We start from the raw sequence: 18,637 nt of genomic DNA on the forward strand, positions 1-18,637 counted from the left end.
CCTCACGACTCACGCCTCACTCGAACAGACGCTTGTCCTTGGCGTATTCCTTGGCGGCCGGACGCGTGATCAGGCCGCGCTTGACCAGATCCTGCAGGTGCTGGTCGAGCGTCTGCATGCCGTACTGCTGGCCGGTCTGGATGGCCGAGTACATCTGCGCGACCTTGTCTTCGCGGATCAGGTTCCGGATCGCCGGCATGCCGACCATGATTTCCCAGGCCGCGGTCCGGCCCCCGCCGACCTTCTTCAGCAGCGACTGCGAGATCACCGCGCGCAGCGACTCGGACAGCATCGAGCGCACCATCGGCTTCTCGCCCGAGGGGAACACGTCGATGATGCGGTCGATGGTCTTGGCCGCGCTGGAGGTGTGCAGCGTGCCGAACACCAGATGGCCGGTTTCCGCGGCGGTCAGCGCCAGGCGGATGGTTTCCAGATCGCGCAACTCGCCGACCAGGATGTAGTCGGGGTCTTCGCGCAGCGCCGAGCGCAGCGCTTCGTTGAAGCCGTGCGTGTCGCGGTGCACTTCGCGCTGGTTGATCAGGCACTTCTGCGAGGTGTGCACGAACTCGATCGGATCTTCGACCGAGAGGATGTGCGCGTATTCGTTCTTGTTGATGTGGTCGATCATCGCCGCGAGCGTGGTCGACTTGCCCGAGCCGGTCGGGCCGGTCACCAGGATCAGACCCTGCGGCTGGTCGATGAGCTGGCGGAAGATCGGCGGACAGTTCAGGTCTTCGAGGGTCAGCACTTCCGACGGAATCGTCCGGAACACCGCACCGGCGCCGCGGTTCTGGTTGAACGCGTTGACGCGGAAGCGGGCCAGGCCCGGAATCTCGAACGAGAAGTCGACCTCGAGGAACTCTTCGAAGTCGCGACGCTGCTTGTCCGACATGATGTCGTAGATCAGCGCGTGCACCTGCTTGTGCTCGAGCGCGGGGATGTTGATGCGGCGCACGTCGCCGTCGACACGGATCATCGGCGGCAGTCCTGCGGACAGATGCAGGTCCGACGCCTTGTTCTTGACCGAGAACGCCAACAGTTCGGCGATATCCATGCAACACCCCTTGATGATGATCCGCACAGGGCGCGCAGCGAGCCTTCCCGGCTGGCGCCTCCCTGTCCCCGGCGGCAGTATAGACCTGTAAACCCTGCACAAAACCAGCCCGTTCACACCTGCCCGGACACCCGATTCCCGTGACTTCGCTCCCCGCGCGCGCCGCGCTCGACGCCGTGATGTCGCGTCTGACGAACGCGGCCACCGCCGCCGCGCGGCCAGCGCCGCCACGTCTGCTGGCGGTCGGCAAACGCCACCCTGCCGACGCCATCGCCGCGCTCGCCGCCGCGGGCCAACGCGCGTTCGGCGAGAACTACGTGCAGGAAGCCGCGGACAAGATCGGCGCGCTGGCCGGGCTGGGCCTCGAATGGCATCTGATCGGCCACCTCCAGTCGAACAAGGCGAAGCAGGCGGCCGAGCTGTTCGACTGGGTGCAGACCGTCGACCGGACGAAGCTGGTCGACGCGCTGGCCGCGCACCGCCCGGCCGCGCGTGGCGCGCTGAACGTGCTGGTGCAGGTCAACATCGACGACGAGTCGAGCAAGCACGGCTGCGTGCCGTCGGAAGTGCCGGCACTGGTCGCGGCGATCCGCGCGGCGCCGTCGTTGCGCTTGCGCGGACTGATGGCGATTCCTGCCCCGCATGCCGAACCCGAACGCCGCCGCGATGCCTTCGCGCGCATGCGCCGGCTGTTCGACACCGTGGCCGGGCAGGACCCGGCGATCGACACGCTGTCGATGGGCATGAGCGACGACCTGGAACTGGCGATCGCCGAGGGCGCGACGATGGTGCGCGTCGGCTCGGCCCTGTTCGGCGCACGCCCGGCGTCCTGACCGGCGCCGCGCGGGCGGTCGGCTACCATCGACGCGTTCCCGACAGCGAAGCCGCCATGACCGATCTCCACGACACCCCCGCCGCGCCCATCGTCTTCATCGGCGGCGGCAACATGGCGCGCAGCCTGATCGGCGGCCTGGTCGCACGTGGCGGCGATGCCGCATCGGTCCGCGTCGTCGATCCCAACGCCGACAGCCGCGATGCGCTGGCCCGCGATTTCGGTGTGCGCACGTTTGCCGACGCAGCGCAGGCCGTCGACGGCGCCGCGACCTGGGTGCTGGCGACCAAGCCGCAGGTGCTGCGCGGCGTCTGCGAATCGCTGGCCGACGTGGCGCAGGCCACCCGGCCCCTGGTGCTGTCGATCGCCGCCGGCATCACTGCGACCCAGCTCGACCGCTGGCTCGGCGGCGATGTGCCCGTGGTGCGTACGATGCCCAACACCCCCGCCCTGCTCGGCGCCGGCGTGACCGGCCTGTTCGCGAACGCGCGCGTGGACGCTGCCGGACGCGCGCGTGCGCAGGCGCTGCTGGAAAGCGCGGGCGAAACCGTGTGGATCGACGACGAAGCGCGAATGGACGCGGTGACTGCGGTGTCGGGCAGCGGCCCGGCCTACATCTTCCTGCTGGCCGAGGCGATGGAAGAAGCCGCGATCGCCCAGGGCCTGCCTGCAGACGATGCACGCACGCTGGTGCTGCAGACCGTGCTGGGTGCGGCGCGGATGCTGGTCGAGTCCGACGAGGCGCCGGCGGAACTGCGGCGTCGCGTCACCTCGCCCGGCGGCACCACCCAGGCGGCGATCGAGACCTTCGAAGCCGGCGGGTTGCGCACGCTTGTCGGCGAGGCAATCGCCAACGCCGCACGTCGCGGCGGCGAACTGTCGGCCGCCAATGACTGAGATCACGCGCGCGTCGTGCCTCGCCGCGCTCGTGCTGCTGGCGACCGCGTGCGGTCAGACGCCGTCCGAAGACGCGGGCGCGGCAAACGGCGCGCAGAACGCCGCGATGCCCGCGCAGACGATGCTCGGCGATGCCGAAGTGATGGCCAGCGTGGTGCCGGCCGCGCACATGGGCGCCGCGGTCGCCCGGCGCTACGCGATCGAGCCGGCGCGCGACCGGGCCCTGGTGCTGGTCAGCGTGCAGCGCGGCGATGTGTCGGTGCCGGTGCAGATCACCGGCGAGGCGCGCGATCTGCGCGGCGTGCGCCAGACCTTGGCCTTCGATGCCGTGGATCTCGACGGCCGCGTCGAACACGTGGCCGTCGCGCGCGTCAGCGGCCCGGACACGCTGCGTCTCGACCTGCGGATCACCGCCGAGGACGGCGCACGCGCCACCTTGCGCTTCAACCGCGACATCCCGCGCTGACGACGCGCGCGCAGCCGAACAACGTCAGCCGATCAGCTTGAGCCCGACCACCGCGGCCAGCACCAGTGCGACGAAGAACAGCCGCAGCGGCCGCGCCGATTCGCCGTAGCGCAGGATGCCGACGACCACTGCGCCCACCGTGCCGATGCCGACCCAGACCGCGTACGCGATCGCGATCGACATGCCGCTCTTGAGGCCCAGCGACAGCAGGCCGAAGCTCACGCCGAAACACAGGACCAGTCGTGCATAGGCGAGCGCGCTCGGCCGCTGCTTGATCGCGTTCATCGCGATCACGCCGGCCACTTCCGCCAGCCCGGCCGCGAACACGAACAGCCAGCCGGTCACGGCGCTTTCTCCACGTCGGGCGCCGGCGCCAGCGGCGTCACCAGCTTCAGTCCGGCAACGCCGACGATCAGCAAGGCGATCAGCGCGATCTTCGCCGGCTTCACCGGCTCGCCGAACCACACGGTCTCGGCGATCACCGAAGCCGCCGCGCCGAGGCCACAGAACACCGCGTAGACCGAACCGACCGGCAGGAAGCGGATCGCACGCATCAGCAATGCGAAATTCACCGCGATCGCGCCGATCGTCAGCGTCCAGCCCAGCGGCGTGGTCGCGGCCTTGAGCCCGACCACCCAGACCGTCTCGATCAGACCGCCAGCGAACACCAGCGCCCAGTAGCGGCCGGTCCCGCGTCCCGCCGTCGCCATCAGTACGCCACGCTGAAACGCTCGCGCACGTGGGCGGGATGTTCGATCTCGTCGGCGAAGGCGATCGCGTAGTCCTCCATCGAGACCGCACTGTTGCCGTCCGCGTCGACCAGCAGGGCATCGCCGCCGGTGCGGAACGCGCCGGTGCGGGTGCCGGGTTCGAACACCGCACCGGGGGAGACGAACGTCCAGTCGACGTCGTCGGCGCCGCGCAGCGCGTCGAGGAAACGGCGGCCCGCGCCGGCCTCGGCCTTGTAGATCTCCGGGAATTCCGGCGTGTCGATCAGCGCCACACCCGGCGCGACTTCCAGACTGCCGGCGCCGCCGACGACCAGCAGGCGACGCACGCCGGCCTGGCGCACGGCATCGAGGAGCACGTCGGCGGTCGGGCCGCCATCGAAGCGCGTCGCGCTGACCACGACATCGTGGCCTTGGAGCAGTGGCGCGATGGCGTCGGCGCGCGAGGCGTCGGCCGATTGCAGGGTCAGGCCGGCTTGGGCCGGGGTGTCGGCGGTGTTGCGGGCGATGCCGGTGACGCGATGGCCGCGCGCCAGCAGTTCGCTGGCGATACGCGAGCCCGCGCGTCCGGTGATGCCGAGAAGGGCGATGCGCTGCATGGGACTGCACCTGCGGTGTGGGGAGGCGCCATGCTAGGCGCCGCGCCCGGTGCGCGGGGCGACGATGGTGCAACCCACCGTTCCGGGAACCCGGCCGCGATCAGCGCCGGGTCTGCGCCCAGGCCTGCACGATGCGCGCGATCGCAGCCACGCCGTCGGTCAGGGCCGCGGGGCCTGGCTGCAGGATCAGCGGCGATTTGATCTCGTGCAGCTCGCCGTCGCGCACCGCCGGAATCGCGTTCCAGCCCGGCCGCGCGGCGACGCGCTCGGGGCGGAATTTCTTGCCGCACCAGGAGCCGAGAATGATGTCTGGCGCGCGTGCGATCACCGGATCGCCATCGGCGAGGATGCGCGCCTTGGCCAGCGGCTCGATCGACAGTTCCGGGAACACGTCGTCGCCACCGGCAATGCGCACCAGTTCCGCGACCCAGCGGATGCCGGTGATGATCGGTTCGTCCCATTCCTCGAAGTACACGCGCGGGCGCTGCGGCAGGCGCGCGCTCTGCGCCTCGATCTCATCCAGTCCGCGGCGCAGTTCGTCGGCATAGGCATCGGCGCGCGCCGCGCAGCCGACCAGCGCGCCGAGCCGGCGCACGTAATCGACGATGCCGTCGACGCTGCGGTGGTTGCTGATCCACACCTCCACGCCGCGCCGCACCAGCTCGGCGGCGATGTCGGCCTGGATGTCGGAGAAGCCGACGACGAAATCCGGTTCGAGCTTGAGGATCTCATCGATCTTCGCGCTGGTGAACGCGCTGACCTTGGGCTTCTCCTTGCGCGCCTGCGGCGGACGCACGGTGAAACCGCTGATGCCGACGATACGGTCCTGCTCGCCGAGCGCGTACAGGACTTCGGTCGGCTCTTCGGTCAGGCAGACGATGCGGCGCGGGCCAGACATCGGCTCAGCGTCCCGCCAGCGCGGTGGGATCGCCCAGACGCGCGTTGAGCGCGATGGCCTCCGCGGCCAGGCGCGTCGCGACGGCCGCGTCGAGCGCGTCACCCTCGACGAGCGTGAGGGTCGCCATCTCGTACTTGCCGCCGCGCTTGAGCCGGGGCTCGATCTCGCGCAGCCGTGCGCCCCGCCAGATTCCGAACAGCACACGCGCCTCCTCTGCCCGGATCAGCAGCACGGGACCGCCGTGCAGATAAACGGGATGCCCCCATTTGATGCGTTCTTCCAACGGTCCGGCAGCGCGCACCGCGTCGCGCAGCATCTCGACCTGCGTCCGTCTCCAGCCGTCGAGCGCGGCGACGTAGGCATCGGGCGACACGGCGGCGACCACGGATTTCATGGGGCGCGTGATCTCACGGATACAGCATCCGCTTGCGGCAATCGCCGGCGCAGTCGCATTCGTATAGCCAGCGCTCGTGCAGCCGGTACTCGGCGCCGTACCAGAACTCCACGCGATCCGGTCGCACGCGCAGGCCCGACCAGCGCGGCGGACGCGGCACGTCGCGGCCTTCGAATTCAAGTTCGAGATCGGCCAGCCGCTGCTCGAAGGTCTCGCGCGTGTCGAGCACCTCGGACTGTTTCGACGCCCAGGCGCCCAGCTGGCTGCCGCGCGGACGCGAGGCGAAATACGCATCGGCCTCGTCGTCGGCGACGATCACCACCGGCCCTTCGATCCGCACCTGCACGCCCTTGCGCACGCGCGGCCAGTGGAACAGAAGCGCGGCGTGCGGGTTCTCCTGCAACTCGCGGCCCTTGCGGCCGTCGAGATGCGTATAGAAAACGAAACCCCGCTCGTCCCAGGCCTTCAGCAGCACGGTGCGCGCCGACGGCCGGCCGTCGAGGGCGGCAGTGGCGACGGTCATCGCGGTGCGATCGGGTTCGCCGGCGCCCTGCGCTTCGTCGAACAGGGTGGCGAAGGTGTCGAGGGCTTCGGACAGCAGGGTCGTGGTGGCGGTGTGCATGCCTCGATGATCGCCGCTCGAGCACTGCGATGTCGAACCGCGGCGCAGCACGCGCGCAGGCCGCGCTATCGTGCCCCGATGCACGCTACGTCCTCCTCGCCCTGGCCCGACGCCCTCGTCGACATCCTGCTCACCGGCCTGCAGCCCGGTGGCGCGCCGCGCGTGCTGGGCATCAGTGGTCTGCAGGGCACCGGCAAATCCACCCTCGCCGCCCAGGTCGTCCGCTCCGCCGACGCACGTGGGCTGCGCGCCGCCGTGCTCTCGCTCGACGATTTGTATCTGGATCGCGACGCCCGCCAGGCGCTCGCCCGCGAGGTGCATCCGCTGCTCGCGACCCGCGGCCCGCCCGGCACCCACGAAGTCGCACTGGGACTCGCCGCATTCGACGCCGTGCGCGCCGGCACCCCGACCCGCCTGCCGCGCTTCGACAAACTCGGCGACCGCCGCGTGCCGGAAACAGGCTGGCCGACGGTCCAGGGCCTCGACCTGCTGCTGTTCGAAGGTTGGTGCATCGGCACCCCGGCCGAACCCGCGAGCGCGCTCGTCGAGCCGGTCAACACCCTGGAACACGACGAAGACCCCACCGGCACCTGGCGCCGCTGGTGCAACACCGCCCTCGCCCGCGACTACCCCGCTCTGTGGGCCGGCCTTGATCGCTTGCTGTTCCTGCAACCGCCCGGCTTCGAGGTCGTCTTCGACTGGCGCCTGCAGCAGGAACAGGCGCTGCAGGTGGCCGAGCCGGGGCGTGGTGGCATGGACGCGGCCGGCGTTGCCCGGTTCGTGCAGCACTACGAGCGGGTGAGCCGCCAGGCCTTGCGGACGTTGCCGGGTCTGGCGGATGTGGTGGTGACGCTCGATGCCGAGCGGGGAATTGTTCCGGCGGGGTGATCTCGCGGCTGGCTCGCGCTCTGCCACGGACACAATCTCCGCTCCCGTGGATTTGCCATGCGGCTGCTGAGGCCGTTGCCGTTGTGTTGGCCGTTGCCGTTGCTAAATCGAAACGCGAACGTGCACGCCCCAATCCGGAGGGCGCCGCCCATGGATGGGCGGCGTTTTCCGACCGAGGCAGGATGCCGAGTCGGAAAATCCCCGTGCACACAAAGCCGCGGGCTGTGGACGTGTCGGGGAGACGTTTTTCTTTGGTTCCGTTTCTTTTGGCGTCAACCAAAAGAAATGAACTCGGCCGCGTCAGCGGACGAAAGCGTTGGATTTCCGCTTTACGCTGCAACGAGAAGCAACAGCAACGCTTCCACTCGCCTTACGGCAAGCGGGTTCGTTTCTTCTGCTGGCCCCACGCACGCAATGCGAACGGCGAAGCCAGCCCCGAAGGGGCAAGCATCGAAGATGCGAGTCAAAGAAGCGGAACCAAAGGAAAGGGGCCAGCCCCGATCACAGCGTCATGGCGCCTTATTCGTTCCGGGATTCTTCGACTCGCCATCCCGGCTCGGTCGAAAAACGCCGCCCATCCATGTGCGACGCCCTCCGGGTCTGGGCACAGCCGCAAGGCATCCGGTTTCAAGAAACCCGGAGCAAACTCGATGCGCGCCAAAACTTGCGCCTGCAACGTTCGGCGCCTCCCGCCCCCACTGCTAGCATGCAGCCATGCACCCCGCCCCTAACCTCGTGCTCGTCGGTCCGATGGGCGCCGGCAAGTCCTCGATCGGCCGTCGCCTCGCGGCGCGGTTCGGCGTGGTGTTCGTCGATGTCGATCACGAGATCGAGGTCCGCACCGGTGCGCGGATCGCGACTATCTTCGAGTGCGAAGGTGAAGCCGGCTTCCGCGCACGCGAGCGGGCGACCCTGGTCGAGATCCTCGCCGGCAGCGGCCAGGTGATCGCCACCGGCGGCGGCGCGGTGCTCGATCCCGCCAACCGCGCCCTGTTGCGTTCGCGCGGCTTCGTCGTGCACATGCATGCCGATGTCGACGCCCAGCTCGCGCGGCTGGCGCGCGATCGCACGCGGCCGCTGCTCGCGGGCGACGACCGCACCGAAGTTCTGCAGCGCCTCGCCATCGAACGCGCGCCGCTGTACGCCGATGCCGCGCACCTGCGCTTCGACACCGGACCGCACGCCTGCAATGAGGCCGCTGCCCAGCTCGGCCATCTGGTCGAGGCGCACTGGCATCCGCCGGCAGGCAGCGTCGAAACAGTCATTACCGACGCCGCCGCCGACGTGGCCTCGTCGCACGCGTCATGAGCCGCGTCGCGAGCCGCGCGCCGGCCACATCCCCCACCCGTATCCGGATCGCATGACCACCAGTGCCCGAGAGGTCGCCGTCGCCGGCGACACGCCCTACACCATCCATATCGGCCCGTCCCTGCTCGCCGACGGCACGCTGCTGGCGCGCAGCGTGCGCGGGCGCGATGCGATGCTCGTCAGCGATGCGCACGTCGCGCCGCTGTACGCAGATCGCGTTGCCGCGGCGTTGCAGGCCGCACGGCCGGATCTGCGCATCCACCGGCACGTGCTGCCGCCGGGCGAAGCGGCCAAGACGCTCGCGCATTTCGCGCAAGTCACCACCGCGCTCGCCGATGCGCGCATGCGCCGCGATGCGACGCTGTTCGCACTCGGCGGCGGCGTGATCGGCGATCTCGCCGGCTTTGCCGCGGCCTGCTGGATGCGCGGCATCGACTGCGTGCAGCTGCCGACCACGCTGCTGGCGATGGTGGACTCGTCGGTCGGCGGCAAGACCGCAGTCGACCTGCCGCAAGGCAAGAACCTCGTTGGCGCCTTCCACCCGCCGCGTGCGGTGATCGCCGATACCGCCGCGCTGCGCACATTGCCGCCCCGTGAACTACGCGCCGGCCTGGCCGAAGTGGTGAAGTACGGCGCGCTGGGCGATGCGGACTTCCTCGACTGGCTCGACGACCATGCCGACGCGCTGCTGGCGATGGACGACGCCGCGCTGGCCGAGGCCATCGCACGCAGCTGCACGCACAAGGCGGCGATCGTCGCGCGCGACCCGTTCGAACATGGCGAACGCGCCCTGCTCAATCTCGGCCACACCTTCGGTCATGCGATCGAGACCGAGCAGGGCTATGGTGGCCTCAATCACGGCGAGGCGGTCGCGGTCGGCATGGTGCTGGCGGCGCGCTTGTCGGAAGCGCTGGGTCTGGCGCCGGCAGCGGACACACAGCGCTTGCGCGATCTGCTGGTGCGCCTGCAACTGCCGGTCGACGTGCCGGCCGGACTCGATGCCGAGCGCCTGCTCGCGCACATGCGCCTGGATAAGAAGGCGGTCGCCGGTGGCCTGCGCTTCATCGTCTGGCGCGGCGCCGGGCGCGCGGAAGTACTGGGCGATGTGCCCGAATCGGCCGTGCTGTCGGTCCTGCAAAAGGCCTGAACACGGCACGCCGTACAATCGGCACCATGCGCCTGTTCCTGCAGCAGCACCCCGACGGCCACGAATCCCCGCGATTCGTGCAGCTGACCCTGCAGCCCGATCTGCTGGGCGGCTGGGTGCTGTTGCGCGAGACCGGCCAAGTCGGCGGCCGCAGCACCTTGCGGCGCGACCAGTTCCTCGACCAGCCCAGCGCGATCAAGGCGCTCGAAGCCGCGCGTGATGCGCAGCTCAAGCGCGGCTTCCAGTTGATGTTCGCCCGCGGCAGCGACGCGCCGGCCTGACCGCGCGACCACCGCCTCCACCAGGAAATTCCAGTCCCGATGTCCGCCGTCCTGAAGAACGACCGTTTCCTCCGCGCGCTTCGCCGCGAACCCGTCGACCGCACGCCCGTATGGCTGATGCGCCAGGCCGGCCGTTACCTGCCCGAGTACCGCGCATCGCGCAAGGCCGCCGGCAGCTTCCTGGCGATGGCGAAGAATCCCGACCTCGCCTGCGAAGTCACGCTTCAGCCGCTGGCGCGCTTCGATCTCGACGCGGCGATCCTGTTCTCCGACATCCTGACCATTCCCGATGCGATGGGTCTGGACCTGTATTTCGTCGAAGGCGAAGGCCCGAAGTTCCGCCACCCGGTGCGTGACGCGGCCAGCATCGCGAAGCTCGGCGTGCCGGACATGGAAACGGACCTGCGTTACGTGATGGACGCGGTGCGCACGATCCGCCGTGAACTCGACGGCCGCGTGCCGCTGATCGGCTTCTCCGGCAGCCCGTGGACGCTCGCCTGCTACATGGTCGAAGGCGGCGGCAGCAAGGATTTCGCCCGCATCAAGGCGATGGCGCTCAATGATCCGAAGGCGCTGCACGCATTGCTGTCGGTCAACACCGATGCGGTGATCGCCTATCTCGCCGCGCAGCGCGCGGCCGGTGCGCAGGCGCTGCAGGTGTTCGACACCTGGGGCGGCGTGCTGTCGCCGGCGATGTACCGCGAGTTCTCATTGCCGTACCTGACCCGCATCGCGCAGGAACTGCAGCGTGGCGACGGCGCCGGGCGCACGCCGCTGATCCTGTTCGGCAAGGGCAACGCCGCGTATCTCGACGAGCTCTCGCGCTCCGGCGCCGAAGGCGTCGGCGTCGACTGGCTGATCGAACTGGGCGACGCCGCGCGTCGCACGGAAGGCCGCGTCGTCCTGCAGGGCAACCTCGATCCGACCACGCTCTACGGCGCGCCCGACGCGATCCGCGCACAAGTTCGCCACGCGCTCGACAGCTACCGCGACGGCAACAACGGCTCGCGCGACGGCCACATCTTCAACCTCGGCCACGGCATGTCGCCGGATATGAATCCCGACCACGTCGGCGTGCTGGTCGACGAAGTGCACGCGTACAGCGCGCGCTGATTCCTGCGAGTGCGACGTGTGTTTCCTTCCCCCTCCGGGGGAAGGTGCCCGGAGGGCGGATGAGGGCGCTTTTGACGGCTGCGCGCCGCCCTGCCCTCACCTGAAGCGCTGTGCGCGTCGACCTCTCCCGAAGGGAGAGGTGCTCAAGTTCCGCGAGCGGACTGAATCACCTGTGCGTGCTTTGCGTCAGACCCCTTCCGTCGGCGCCGACAACCGCTTCTGCACATCGTCGCGCAGGCGCGCGAGTTCGCCTTCGGCTTCGCGGCGCTGCTGCATGCCGTCGCGATGGATGCTGCGGACTTCCTCGACCGTCTGGATCAGCTGCTCGTGCACGTGGCGCAGCGTGCCGATGTCGATGACGGCGCGCTGGTTGGCCTCGGCGGTCTCGACCGAGGTCTGACGCAGCAGATCGGCATTGCTGCGCATCAGTTCATTGGTGGCGTCGTCGATCGCGTTCGACAGTTCAACCGCGTTCTTCTGCTCGCCCAGCGACAGCTGGATGGCGAACTGGCGCTTCCACGACGGAATCGTGATGTTGCGGACGGTGTTGAACTTCTCCACCAGCTGGATCGCATTGGCCTGGATCAGGCGGATCATCGGCAGCGACTGGTCGGCAGCGTGCTGCATCACCAGCAGGTCGCCGACGCGCTTGTCGAGCAGGCGGACCGCGTTCTCGATCTCGGCGCGGCGCGTGCGCGACTGCGGATCTTCCGCACCGGCCAGCGTCGCCTGTTCGGCGGCCAGGCTCGCCAGCCGCTCGCGGCCCGCGATCACGTGCACGCCCAGCGCGCGGCGTTCGTCGAGCACCACGTCGTGCATGCGGTCGAAGTCGGTGATACGGCGCGTCAGCAAATCCTGCTGGCGGCCGACATCGCCCATCAGCCGCTCGATCTGCTGGTTGGTGTTGCTGAACTTCTGCACCAGCTCGTCGCGGCCGGAGCGCATCCTGTCGATCAGGCGTCCGAGCACCGGCACCTTGGAGCGACCGGCGAAGCTGCCCAGATCGAGCGCGCGCGCGATCCGCACGACTTCGCCCAGCTTGTCGCCGGTCGCGTCGAGATCGCTGTTGCGCACCTGGTCGAGCAGCTGGCTGGAGAACGCCGCGGTCTTGCTCGCCGCGTCGCGGCCGAACACGTGCAGGTTGCCGGGCGTGATGTCCGCGAGGCTGCGGCCGACGACCTCGATGTCGGCGCGGTCGGCGGGCACCAGGCCCAGCGACTGCAGCGCGGCATCGTCGGTCACCGGCGTCGCCGACGGCACGTGCGTGGGATAGGCGGTGTCCTGGGTCATGCGTCGATCTCCTTGGGCCTGGCGGCGCGATCGGGCGCGCGTCGGGCGAGTGTAGCGGTCATGGCATCGAGTGCATGGGCGACGTCGACTTCGATGTCGGCCGCAGTCACCGCCTGCGCGGCGCCTTGGACAGCGCGTTCACCGACCGCGCGTTGCCGCCACAACGGCAGCAGCACATCGCGGACGTTGCGGTAGTGCGCGAGCACGGCCTCGTGCTGCTCGGCGATCAGCTGCAGTTGCCGCGCCGACAACGCATGCGTCGCGCGCACGGTGTCGAGGTGCTGCGCGCGGCGCAGCCGCAGATCCTGATGGACCTCGTCCTCGGCACTGCCGGCGCGCACTGCAGCCGCGGCCCGGTCCAGCCGGTCGAGTGCAGGTGCCGATGCCGCCAGACGCGCGCGATGCGCCGCGATATCGGCGCGCAGGGCTGCGGCGGCGCGGTCGGCGTCGATCAGCAACACGCCCATGCGTGCGCCGAGCGCTTCCGCTTCGTGCTGGTCGATGACGTCACGACCGGTCAGGCGCGCGAACAGACCGGCACGCGGCCGGCCACGCGATGGAAGCGCGGCGCGCATCGCGATGTGCAGATCACGCAGACGCGCGACCAACGCGGCCGCCGGCGCGGCATCGAGCGTGTCCGCAATATCGATGGCGGCCAGCTCGGCGATGACTGCATCGCCGTAGGCCGAGATGCCGGCCGCATCGACGGGCACCGCGTCGATGTCGTCACCGGTCGACATCAGGCCTGCGCGTCCGGGTCGGATTCGGCTGCGCCGAGGCGATCGAGTGCGGCATCGAGACGCCGCTCGGCCGGGGTACGCTCACGGCGGCGCGCAGGCGTTCTGCTGTCGAGTGTCGTGCCGCGTGTACGCAGCCACTGCGCCAGTTCCGCAAGCGCAGCATTGAGTGCGGCCTGTCCGGCGACCGACTGGCCGAGCTGCGCGAGCAGCGGACCTGCCGTTTCACGCAGCGCCGTCTGCAGTTCGCCTGCAACGGCCCGTGCCGTGTCGTCTGGCCCGACCACTGGTGCCGGCTCGACAGGCGTCGGTGCCACCGGCGCGCGCAGCCCGTGCAGCGCGGCCAGCAACTGGTCCCACGGCGCAGGTGCGACTGGCGCGTCGCTGCCCTGACCCATCGACTGCAGGCCCGCGGCGATATCGGCCAGCTGCGCAACGACGCGCGCGCCGGTGTCGGCGTCGTCACCGCCCATCGCCTTGTCGCGCATGAAGTCGCGCTTGATCTGGGTCCAGCGGGCAGCGGCGGTCTCGTCGAGCTTTCCGCGCAACTCGGCCAGCTTGAGCAGGTTCTCTTCGGCGCCGGTGGTCAGCAGTTGCGACTCGCCCATGTAGTGGTCGTCGAGCAGCTGCTCGAGCTCGGCGGCGTTCATCACTGGCGAGATCTTCTCGGCCAGCTTGTTCATGTTGCGGTAGCTGCCCTGCAGCCGGAACGCCGGCTCGGTGCGGTAGCGGTCGGCCTGCGCGGCGCTGGCGATGTACTGCTGGTTGACGCGATAGACGATCTCGCTGACCTGCAGCAGCCGCTGCAACGTCGCGGTGAGTTCGTTGACCTCGGCGCCGCTGTAGGCGTGCGACAGGTCATTGGTCGAAACGTCCTTGCCGGCGGCGCGCTCGGCCAGCAGATAGAGATCCGCCATGTCGCGCGTCGCCAGCGGTGCGAGCACCGGATTGGAGGTCAGGCTGTTCTCGATGTAGCTGAGCTTGAAGGCGTCCTCCATTCCACCGAGCACGTCGCCGAGGTTGTAGATGTCGGCGCGGTTGGCCAGCATGTCCGGAATCTTGAACACCTCGCCGGACTCGGTATACGGGTTGCCGGCCATGACCACGCAGAACTTCTTACCGCGCATGTCGTAGGTCTTGGTGCGGCCTTTCCACACGCCTTCGATGCGCCGCGTGCCGTCGCACAGCGAGATGAACTTCTGCAGGAACTCGGGATGCGTGTGCTGGATGTCGTCGACATACAGCATCGTGTTGCTGCCCATTTCCAGCGCCAGGTTGAGCTTCTCCAGTTCCTGGCGCGAGGTCGCGTCGGGCGCCTGCGCCGGATCGATCGAGCGCACCTCGTGACCGAGCGCCGGGCCGTTGATCTTCATGAAGACCAGACCCAGGCGGCTGGCGACGTATTCCATCAGCGTCGTCTTGCCGTAGCCGGGCGGTGAGATCAGCATCAGCAGGCCCATCAGGTCGCTGCGCTTGTGTTCGCCGACCGTGCCCATCTGTTTGGCGAGGTTGTCGCCGATCAAGGGCAGATAGACCTCGTTGATCAGCTTGTTGCGCACGAACGAGGTCAGCGGTCGCGCCTTGAACTCCGACAGGCGCAGTGCATCGCGCTCGCGTGCCGCGATGCGCTGGCGCACGCTCTGGTAGCGGTGGAAGGCCGGCACGAACTGCAGGCGGTGCCTGTCGAAACGCTGCAGGAAGCCGTCGAGCGACAGACGCAGGCGGCCTGCGTGCACGCGCGGATGCTCGCCGAGCAGACCGTCGACATCGGTGATCAGCGTGACCTCGCGCACCGCGTGCGGCAGCGTCTCGGCGGCGAGCAGCAGCACGATCGCCTCGGGCACGTATCCGGCGAGCGCAGCGTGCGTTTCGCTGGCACCGAGCGCGCCGAGCCATTGCGCCGCCAGCGACCAGCGCTGTGCAAGCGCGACGCCGGCATCGGCCAGCGCCCGCTCGACATCATTCCTCAGGCCGGCGTTGTCCAGCGCCTTGCGCAACGCCTCGCGCAGATCGCGCGCGTAATGGCTGATGCCGAACGTCGGTACCCCTTCGCGGAGTTCCTCGAACAGATAATCAGCCGCGACCGGCGCGAGCACGACGTCGAACGGCAATGCCGCTGCGTCGATGAAGGCCGCGAGCGCGTCGGCGATCTCGACGCGCAGCGCATCGACGCCCGCATCGGAGGCGAAGAGCTGGCGGATCGCGCGCGCCCCTGCGCTGCGCTCGGGCCACTGGTCGGCAGCGGAGCCGTCGCGACCGAAGGCCCAGAACGCCATCGCCAGCGCACGCGCGGCCGGCGGCTTCGCCAACGGACCTGCCTGGGCGTGCAGCGGCAGCAATGCGCGCAGGATCAGCGCGGCGTCGTGGTCGTGGATGCCCTTCTCGTAGCCTTCGCGATAGCGCGGCGCGGCGAATGCGCGCACGCTGCGCTCCAGTGCTTCGGGCTCGGGCAGCTCGCGCTGCAGCCGGTCGAGATCGAGGCCTTCCCGGCCCTCGATCGCGGCCTGCAGGACCAGACCGGCGAGATACTCGGCGCGGGTGATGTCCGGCGATTCGGAATCGAGCGTCACCTGCCAGTAGTCGCGCAGCGTCTCGAGTTCGGGATCCTCGATCGGCGCGTAGAAATCGGTGCCGGTGAGGTGGATCGACAAACCGTCGCCACGCGGCAGGATCGTCAGGTCCAGCGGCTGCGTGTTGACGCTGAAGCGATGCCTGGGCCCGAGCCGGATCACCTGGCCGCCGCCCTCGAACAGATCGCTGCGGTCGCGCAGGCTGCGTACTGATTGGTCGCGCACAGCCTTCAGGCGCGCTTCGACGTCGTCGGCCTTGACCGTGTCGCGGTAGTCGCGCAGGCGCGTGGCGAGCTCGCGCAGTTTGAGGATCAGCGGATCGCCGGCGAAGAAGGCGTTGAGTTCGTCGGCGGTCTCGAAGCGCTCGGTGCGCCGCGGCAGGCCGTCGAGGATGCGCGCGGCGGCATCGAACACCGCCTGCGCCTTGCGCTGGCGCGCATCGAGCAGCGACTGCTTGTGCGATTCGAACGTGTCCAGCAGTTCCTCGCGCTTGGCGAGGATGTCGCCGAGAAACTGCTCGTGCTCGCCGAACTGGCTCTCCAGCTCCTCGAGCTGGACCATCAGCCGCGACAGTTGCTCGTCGGCGCGCTCGGGATCGGTGGCCAGCGCCAGCGCGCCCGCGATCGCCTGGCCGAACAGCGCGAACTGCGCACCGAACTGCGCGACGGCCTCGGCCGAGCCGAGCGTGCGGCGACGCTGGTCGGCGCGTGTGCGGGTCTGGTTGAGCCGCGCGTACAGACCGGAGATCGCGTCGACGACCCGCGTGCGTTCGGTCGCGTCATCGACCTTCAGCGTCGCCATCAGCTCCGACAGCATGTCCAGATCGCCGGACAGTGCCTGCATCTCGGCGATCGAGGCGGCGAGCGCCTTTGCGGTGGTCGCCGCTTGTGCTTCGGTGTCGAGCACCTGCAGGCGCTCGGACACCGGCTGCAGCGCGCGCTCGCCGGCGAGGAAGGTGCCGGTCGCGGCGCCGACCGTGTCCTGCGCGGCCTGCAGCGCTTCGCCCATCGCGTCGATGGCGCCGGTGTCGACGTAACGCAGCTCGCGGATGGTCAGCAGATGGCCGCGCTGCTTCGAGATCTCGTTCAGCGCCTCGACGAACTCTTCGATGCGGTTCCAGCTCTCCGGCTGCAGACGACCCAGCAATGCGCGATGCGCAGTCCCGGCCTCACGCATCGCGGCATCGGACTGGCGGCGGATGCCTTCGACCTTTTCATACTCGTCGAGCACCGACTCGCCGGTCGCGGCGATCTCGTGCAGCAGCGCGCCCGCGCCTTCGCTGTCGGCATCTTCAAGCCAGTGATGGGCGTCGAACATGCGGCGGGTGTCGTGCACGAGCAGCTGGTACCGCTGCAAGGACACATCGCGACCGTCGATGGTGCGCGCGAGATCGAGCAGGTTGGAAATGCCGCGCACCAGCTCCGGATTGCCGATCCGCCCCATGAAGCTGTTGCCCACCGGCACGTGCGCGGCGAATTCGTCGCTGGTGAACGGCGTCTGCCAGACCTGCATCGGATGCACGCGCGTGGGCGCATCGCCCTCGGCATGGAACAGCACCATGCGGCCGTCGTGCAGCAGCGCATAGCCGTGTCCGAACACCGGGTTCTGCAGTGCGCGCTGGATGGTGTTGTAGACGAACAACGCCGACCGCCCCGCCGCACGGTCGTAGAAGATGTACATCACGTCTTCGCCGTTCGGCGAGCGGATCGCGCGCTTGAACTGCATGCCGTCCATCTGCGCGTCGAACGCGCGATGGTCACCGTTCTGCAGGTAGTAGCCGCCGGGGAAGATGATGCCGTGGTCTTCGGGCAGTTGGACGCAGGCCTGCACGATGGCGTCGTTGCGGACGATCTTCCCGGTGATGGTGTTGTAGATCAGCCCGCGCCACTGCTGCTCGCGGTAGGGCAGCACCTTCAGCAGGATCAGCGTGCCGACTTTCGCGAAATCGAAGGTCGCATCGTCGATCGACTGGGTGCGGTCGTCGACCGGCTCGCTGTAGATGCCGGCGCCGGTTTCGGTGTTGTTCTCTACCTTGACCGTAAGATCGCCGCCCGTGGTCTCGACGAACAGCGTGTCGAGGATGTCCAGATGCGGGTGGCGGCCATCGACCGCGAGTTCGCGAGTGGCGCGGGTCCATTCGAAATCGAACGGCGGCGGCAGCGCGATGTCGCGTTCGCCGCGGGAATCGAGATAGCTCAGTTCGCCGGTGTTCGTGATCGACCAGCGGAACACGCGCACGTCGGTGCTACGCTCGCCGATCTGGAATGCGGCCAGCAGCCGGCCCTCGCGGACGATGAGCTGCAGCAGCCGTGCATGCTTGTAGTAGGCGTAGAGCTCGGTGAAATCGTGGACGAAACCGGGCTGCGCCAGGAACGTGCCGGCAGGGTCGACCGGCACCACGTCGTAGCCGCCATCGCCCTCCACCAGGCGATAGAGGCCGAACACGTCCTCGATCCGGGTCTTGCTCTTGAGCCCGATGTAGACGTTGTAACCGAACAGCACCTGGTCGCCGGGAATCTGCACGATGTCGCGACCGACGCAGTTGTTCTCGGTGCGGATGCGGAAACGCCCGATCACCTCCATGCGGCTGTCGCCGAACTCGGCGAGGCGGCGCGTGTTGAGCGATTCGGCGAGCGTGCGCAGGCGCGTGCCCTGTTCAACCAGGCGCCGGCGCAGCACCTCGTAAGCACCGCCGCGGGCGACGGCCTGATCGATATGAGTGTCTTCGGGCGACGCCGTCGCGGCGTCCTGGGGCTGTTCGGTCATCGGCTCACGATCCGGGCTGGCGCGGGCGCGCCGTCAAGGCGCGCCCA

Annotated in this window: 18 protein-coding genes; 8 read left to right on the forward strand and 10 right to left on the reverse strand. The window is 69.1% G+C overall.

What is annotated here, in order from left to right; all coding sequences use genetic code 11:
* Positions 1-16 precede the first annotated feature (16 nt).
* The gene (locus tag AC3A5T_RS11080) at positions 17-1,054 is read right to left on the reverse strand and encodes a type IV pilus twitching motility protein PilT (RefSeq protein ID WP_055246947.1); all 1,038 of its coding nucleotides are present in this window, start codon (positions 1,052-1,054) and stop codon (positions 17-19) included.
* A gap of 179 nt (positions 1,055-1,233) precedes the next feature.
* On the opposite strand from AC3A5T_RS11080, the gene AC3A5T_RS11085 reads away from it, so the two are divergent.
* The 3 genes from AC3A5T_RS11085 to AC3A5T_RS11095 are packed head-to-tail and all read left to right on the forward strand — an operon-like array spanning position 1,234 to position 3,249.
* Complete coding sequence (locus AC3A5T_RS11085) at positions 1,234-1,887, forward strand: YggS family pyridoxal phosphate-dependent enzyme (RefSeq protein WP_332078741.1); 654 nt, start codon at positions 1,234-1,236, stop codon at positions 1,885-1,887.
* 56 nt (positions 1,888-1,943) lie between these two features.
* The gene (gene proC / locus AC3A5T_RS11090; RefSeq protein ID WP_487628618.1) at positions 1,944-2,783 is read left to right on the forward strand and encodes a pyrroline-5-carboxylate reductase; all 840 of its coding nucleotides are present in this window, start codon (positions 1,944-1,946) and stop codon (positions 2,781-2,783) included.
* Positions 2,776-3,249, forward strand: a complete 474-nt coding sequence (locus AC3A5T_RS11095; protein WP_487628619.1) for a DUF4426 domain-containing protein — start codon at positions 2,776-2,778, stop codon at positions 3,247-3,249. Before proC ends, AC3A5T_RS11095 begins: the two co-directional genes overlap by 8 nt.
* 24 nt (positions 3,250-3,273) lie before the next feature.
* Here AC3A5T_RS11095 and AC3A5T_RS11100 read toward each other — a convergent pair whose 3' ends face one another.
* The 6 genes from AC3A5T_RS11100 to pdxH all read right to left on the reverse strand — a co-directional run bounded on the left by AC3A5T_RS11100 (position 3,274) and on the right by pdxH (position 6,490).
* On the reverse strand, positions 3,274-3,594 hold the full coding sequence (locus AC3A5T_RS11100) for a DMT family transporter (RefSeq protein WP_487628620.1): 321 nt from the start codon (positions 3,592-3,594) through the stop codon (positions 3,274-3,276).
* The gene (locus AC3A5T_RS11105; protein ID WP_487628621.1) at positions 3,591-3,959 is read right to left on the reverse strand and encodes a DMT family transporter; all 369 of its coding nucleotides are present in this window, start codon (positions 3,957-3,959) and stop codon (positions 3,591-3,593) included. The genes AC3A5T_RS11100 and AC3A5T_RS11105 overlap by 4 nt, the downstream gene beginning before the upstream one ends.
* Positions 3,959-4,576 carry an NAD(P)-dependent oxidoreductase gene (locus AC3A5T_RS11110; protein ID WP_487628622.1) on the reverse strand — a complete coding sequence of 206 codons (618 nt, stop codon included), beginning with the start codon at positions 4,574-4,576 and terminating at the stop codon, positions 3,959-3,961. The genes AC3A5T_RS11105 and AC3A5T_RS11110 overlap by 1 nt, the downstream gene beginning before the upstream one ends.
* 100 nt (positions 4,577-4,676) lie before the next feature.
* Positions 4,677-5,474, reverse strand: a complete 798-nt coding sequence (locus AC3A5T_RS11115) for a cobalamin-binding protein (RefSeq protein ID WP_487628623.1) — start codon at positions 5,472-5,474, stop codon at positions 4,677-4,679.
* 4 nt (positions 5,475-5,478) lie between these two features.
* Positions 5,479-5,847 (reverse strand): DUF1801 domain-containing protein, encoded by a 369-nt coding sequence (locus AC3A5T_RS11120; protein ID WP_487628624.1) that lies wholly within the window; start codon positions 5,845-5,847, stop codon positions 5,479-5,481.
* 34 nt (positions 5,848-5,881) lie between these two features.
* Complete coding sequence (pdxH, locus tag AC3A5T_RS11125; protein ID WP_487628625.1) at positions 5,882-6,490, reverse strand: pyridoxamine 5'-phosphate oxidase; 609 nt, start codon at positions 6,488-6,490, stop codon at positions 5,882-5,884.
* A gap of 78 nt (positions 6,491-6,568) precedes the next feature.
* Between pdxH and AC3A5T_RS11130 the strand changes: the two genes are divergently transcribed.
* The 5 genes from AC3A5T_RS11130 (at position 6,569) to hemE (ending at position 11,227) form a co-directional block, all read left to right on the forward strand.
* Positions 6,569-7,378, forward strand: a complete 810-nt coding sequence (locus tag AC3A5T_RS11130) for a kinase (protein ID WP_487628626.1) — start codon at positions 6,569-6,571, stop codon at positions 7,376-7,378.
* 714 nt (positions 7,379-8,092) lie between these two features.
* Positions 8,093-8,686 carry a shikimate kinase gene (locus AC3A5T_RS11135; RefSeq protein ID WP_487628627.1) on the forward strand — a complete coding sequence of 198 codons (594 nt, stop codon included), beginning with the start codon at positions 8,093-8,095 and terminating at the stop codon, positions 8,684-8,686.
* 52 nt (positions 8,687-8,738) lie between these two features.
* Positions 8,739-9,833, forward strand: coding sequence for a 3-dehydroquinate synthase (gene aroB, locus AC3A5T_RS11140; protein WP_487628628.1), 1,095 nt, complete (start codon positions 8,739-8,741; stop codon positions 9,831-9,833).
* A gap of 26 nt (positions 9,834-9,859) precedes the next feature.
* Positions 9,860-10,114 (forward strand): WGR domain-containing protein, encoded by a 255-nt coding sequence (locus AC3A5T_RS11145; protein WP_332078533.1) that lies wholly within the window; start codon positions 9,860-9,862, stop codon positions 10,112-10,114.
* A 39-nt stretch (positions 10,115-10,153) separates the two neighbouring features.
* Positions 10,154-11,227, forward strand: coding sequence for a uroporphyrinogen decarboxylase (gene hemE / locus AC3A5T_RS11150; RefSeq protein WP_487628629.1), 1,074 nt, complete (start codon positions 10,154-10,156; stop codon positions 11,225-11,227).
* Positions 11,228-11,413: 186 nt separating this feature from the next.
* Here the strand turns inward: hemE and AC3A5T_RS11155 are convergent, their stop codons facing one another.
* From AC3A5T_RS11155 to AC3A5T_RS11165, 3 genes are read right to left on the reverse strand one after another with little or no spacing between them, the layout of a single operon-like run.
* Positions 11,414-12,517, reverse strand: a complete 1,104-nt coding sequence (locus AC3A5T_RS11155) for a toxic anion resistance protein (RefSeq protein ID WP_487628630.1) — start codon at positions 12,515-12,517, stop codon at positions 11,414-11,416.
* Complete coding sequence (locus AC3A5T_RS11160) at positions 12,514-13,257, reverse strand: hypothetical protein (protein ID WP_487628631.1); 744 nt, start codon at positions 13,255-13,257, stop codon at positions 12,514-12,516. Before AC3A5T_RS11160 ends, AC3A5T_RS11155 begins: the two co-directional genes overlap by 4 nt.
* Positions 13,257-18,590, reverse strand: coding sequence for a DNA repair ATPase (locus AC3A5T_RS11165; RefSeq protein ID WP_487628632.1), 5,334 nt, complete (start codon positions 18,588-18,590; stop codon positions 13,257-13,259). The genes AC3A5T_RS11160 and AC3A5T_RS11165 overlap by 1 nt, the downstream gene beginning before the upstream one ends.
* Between the last annotated feature and the right edge of the window lie 47 nt (positions 18,591-18,637).

The organism is Luteimonas sp. Soil_C_16 (assembly GCF_057657295.1).

Bases quoted from the DNA above. Each gene is read 5' to 3' on its own strand.
- AC3A5T_RS11115 (WP_487628623.1), bottom strand. From the start codon at position 5,474: ATGTCTGGCCCGCGCCGCATCGTCTGCCTGACCGAAGAGCCGACCGAA.
- AC3A5T_RS11095 (WP_487628619.1), top strand. From the start codon at position 2,776: ATGACTGAGATCACGCGCGCGTCGTGCCTCGCCGCGCTCGTGCTGCTG.
- AC3A5T_RS11130 (WP_487628626.1), top strand. From the start codon at position 6,569: ATGCACGCTACGTCCTCCTCGCCCTGGCCCGACGCCCTCGTCGACATC.
- AC3A5T_RS11165 (WP_487628632.1), bottom strand. From the start codon at position 18,590: ATGACCGAACAGCCCCAGGACGCCGCGACGGCGTCGCCCGAAGACACT.
- AC3A5T_RS11160 (WP_487628631.1), bottom strand. From the start codon at position 13,257: ATGTCGACCGGTGACGACATCGACGCGGTGCCCGTCGATGCGGCCGGC.
- AC3A5T_RS11080 (WP_055246947.1), bottom strand. From the start codon at position 1,054: ATGGATATCGCCGAACTGTTGGCGTTCTCGGTCAAGAACAAGGCGTCG.
- proC (WP_487628618.1), top strand. From the start codon at position 1,944: ATGACCGATCTCCACGACACCCCCGCCGCGCCCATCGTCTTCATCGGC.
- aroB (WP_487628628.1), top strand. From the start codon at position 8,739: ATGACCACCAGTGCCCGAGAGGTCGCCGTCGCCGGCGACACGCCCTAC.
- AC3A5T_RS11145 (WP_332078533.1), top strand. From the start codon at position 9,860: ATGCGCCTGTTCCTGCAGCAGCACCCCGACGGCCACGAATCCCCGCGA.
- AC3A5T_RS11110 (WP_487628622.1), bottom strand. From the start codon at position 4,576: ATGCAGCGCATCGCCCTTCTCGGCATCACCGGACGCGCGGGCTCGCGT.
- AC3A5T_RS11135 (WP_487628627.1), top strand. From the start codon at position 8,093: ATGCACCCCGCCCCTAACCTCGTGCTCGTCGGTCCGATGGGCGCCGGC.
- AC3A5T_RS11085 (WP_332078741.1), top strand. From the start codon at position 1,234: ATGTCGCGTCTGACGAACGCGGCCACCGCCGCCGCGCGGCCAGCGCCG.
- pdxH (WP_487628625.1), bottom strand. From the start codon at position 6,490: ATGCACACCGCCACCACGACCCTGCTGTCCGAAGCCCTCGACACCTTC.
- AC3A5T_RS11105 (WP_487628621.1), bottom strand. From the start codon at position 3,959: ATGGCGACGGCGGGACGCGGGACCGGCCGCTACTGGGCGCTGGTGTTC.
- hemE (WP_487628629.1), top strand. From the start codon at position 10,154: ATGTCCGCCGTCCTGAAGAACGACCGTTTCCTCCGCGCGCTTCGCCGC.
- AC3A5T_RS11155 (WP_487628630.1), bottom strand. From the start codon at position 12,517: ATGACCCAGGACACCGCCTATCCCACGCACGTGCCGTCGGCGACGCCG.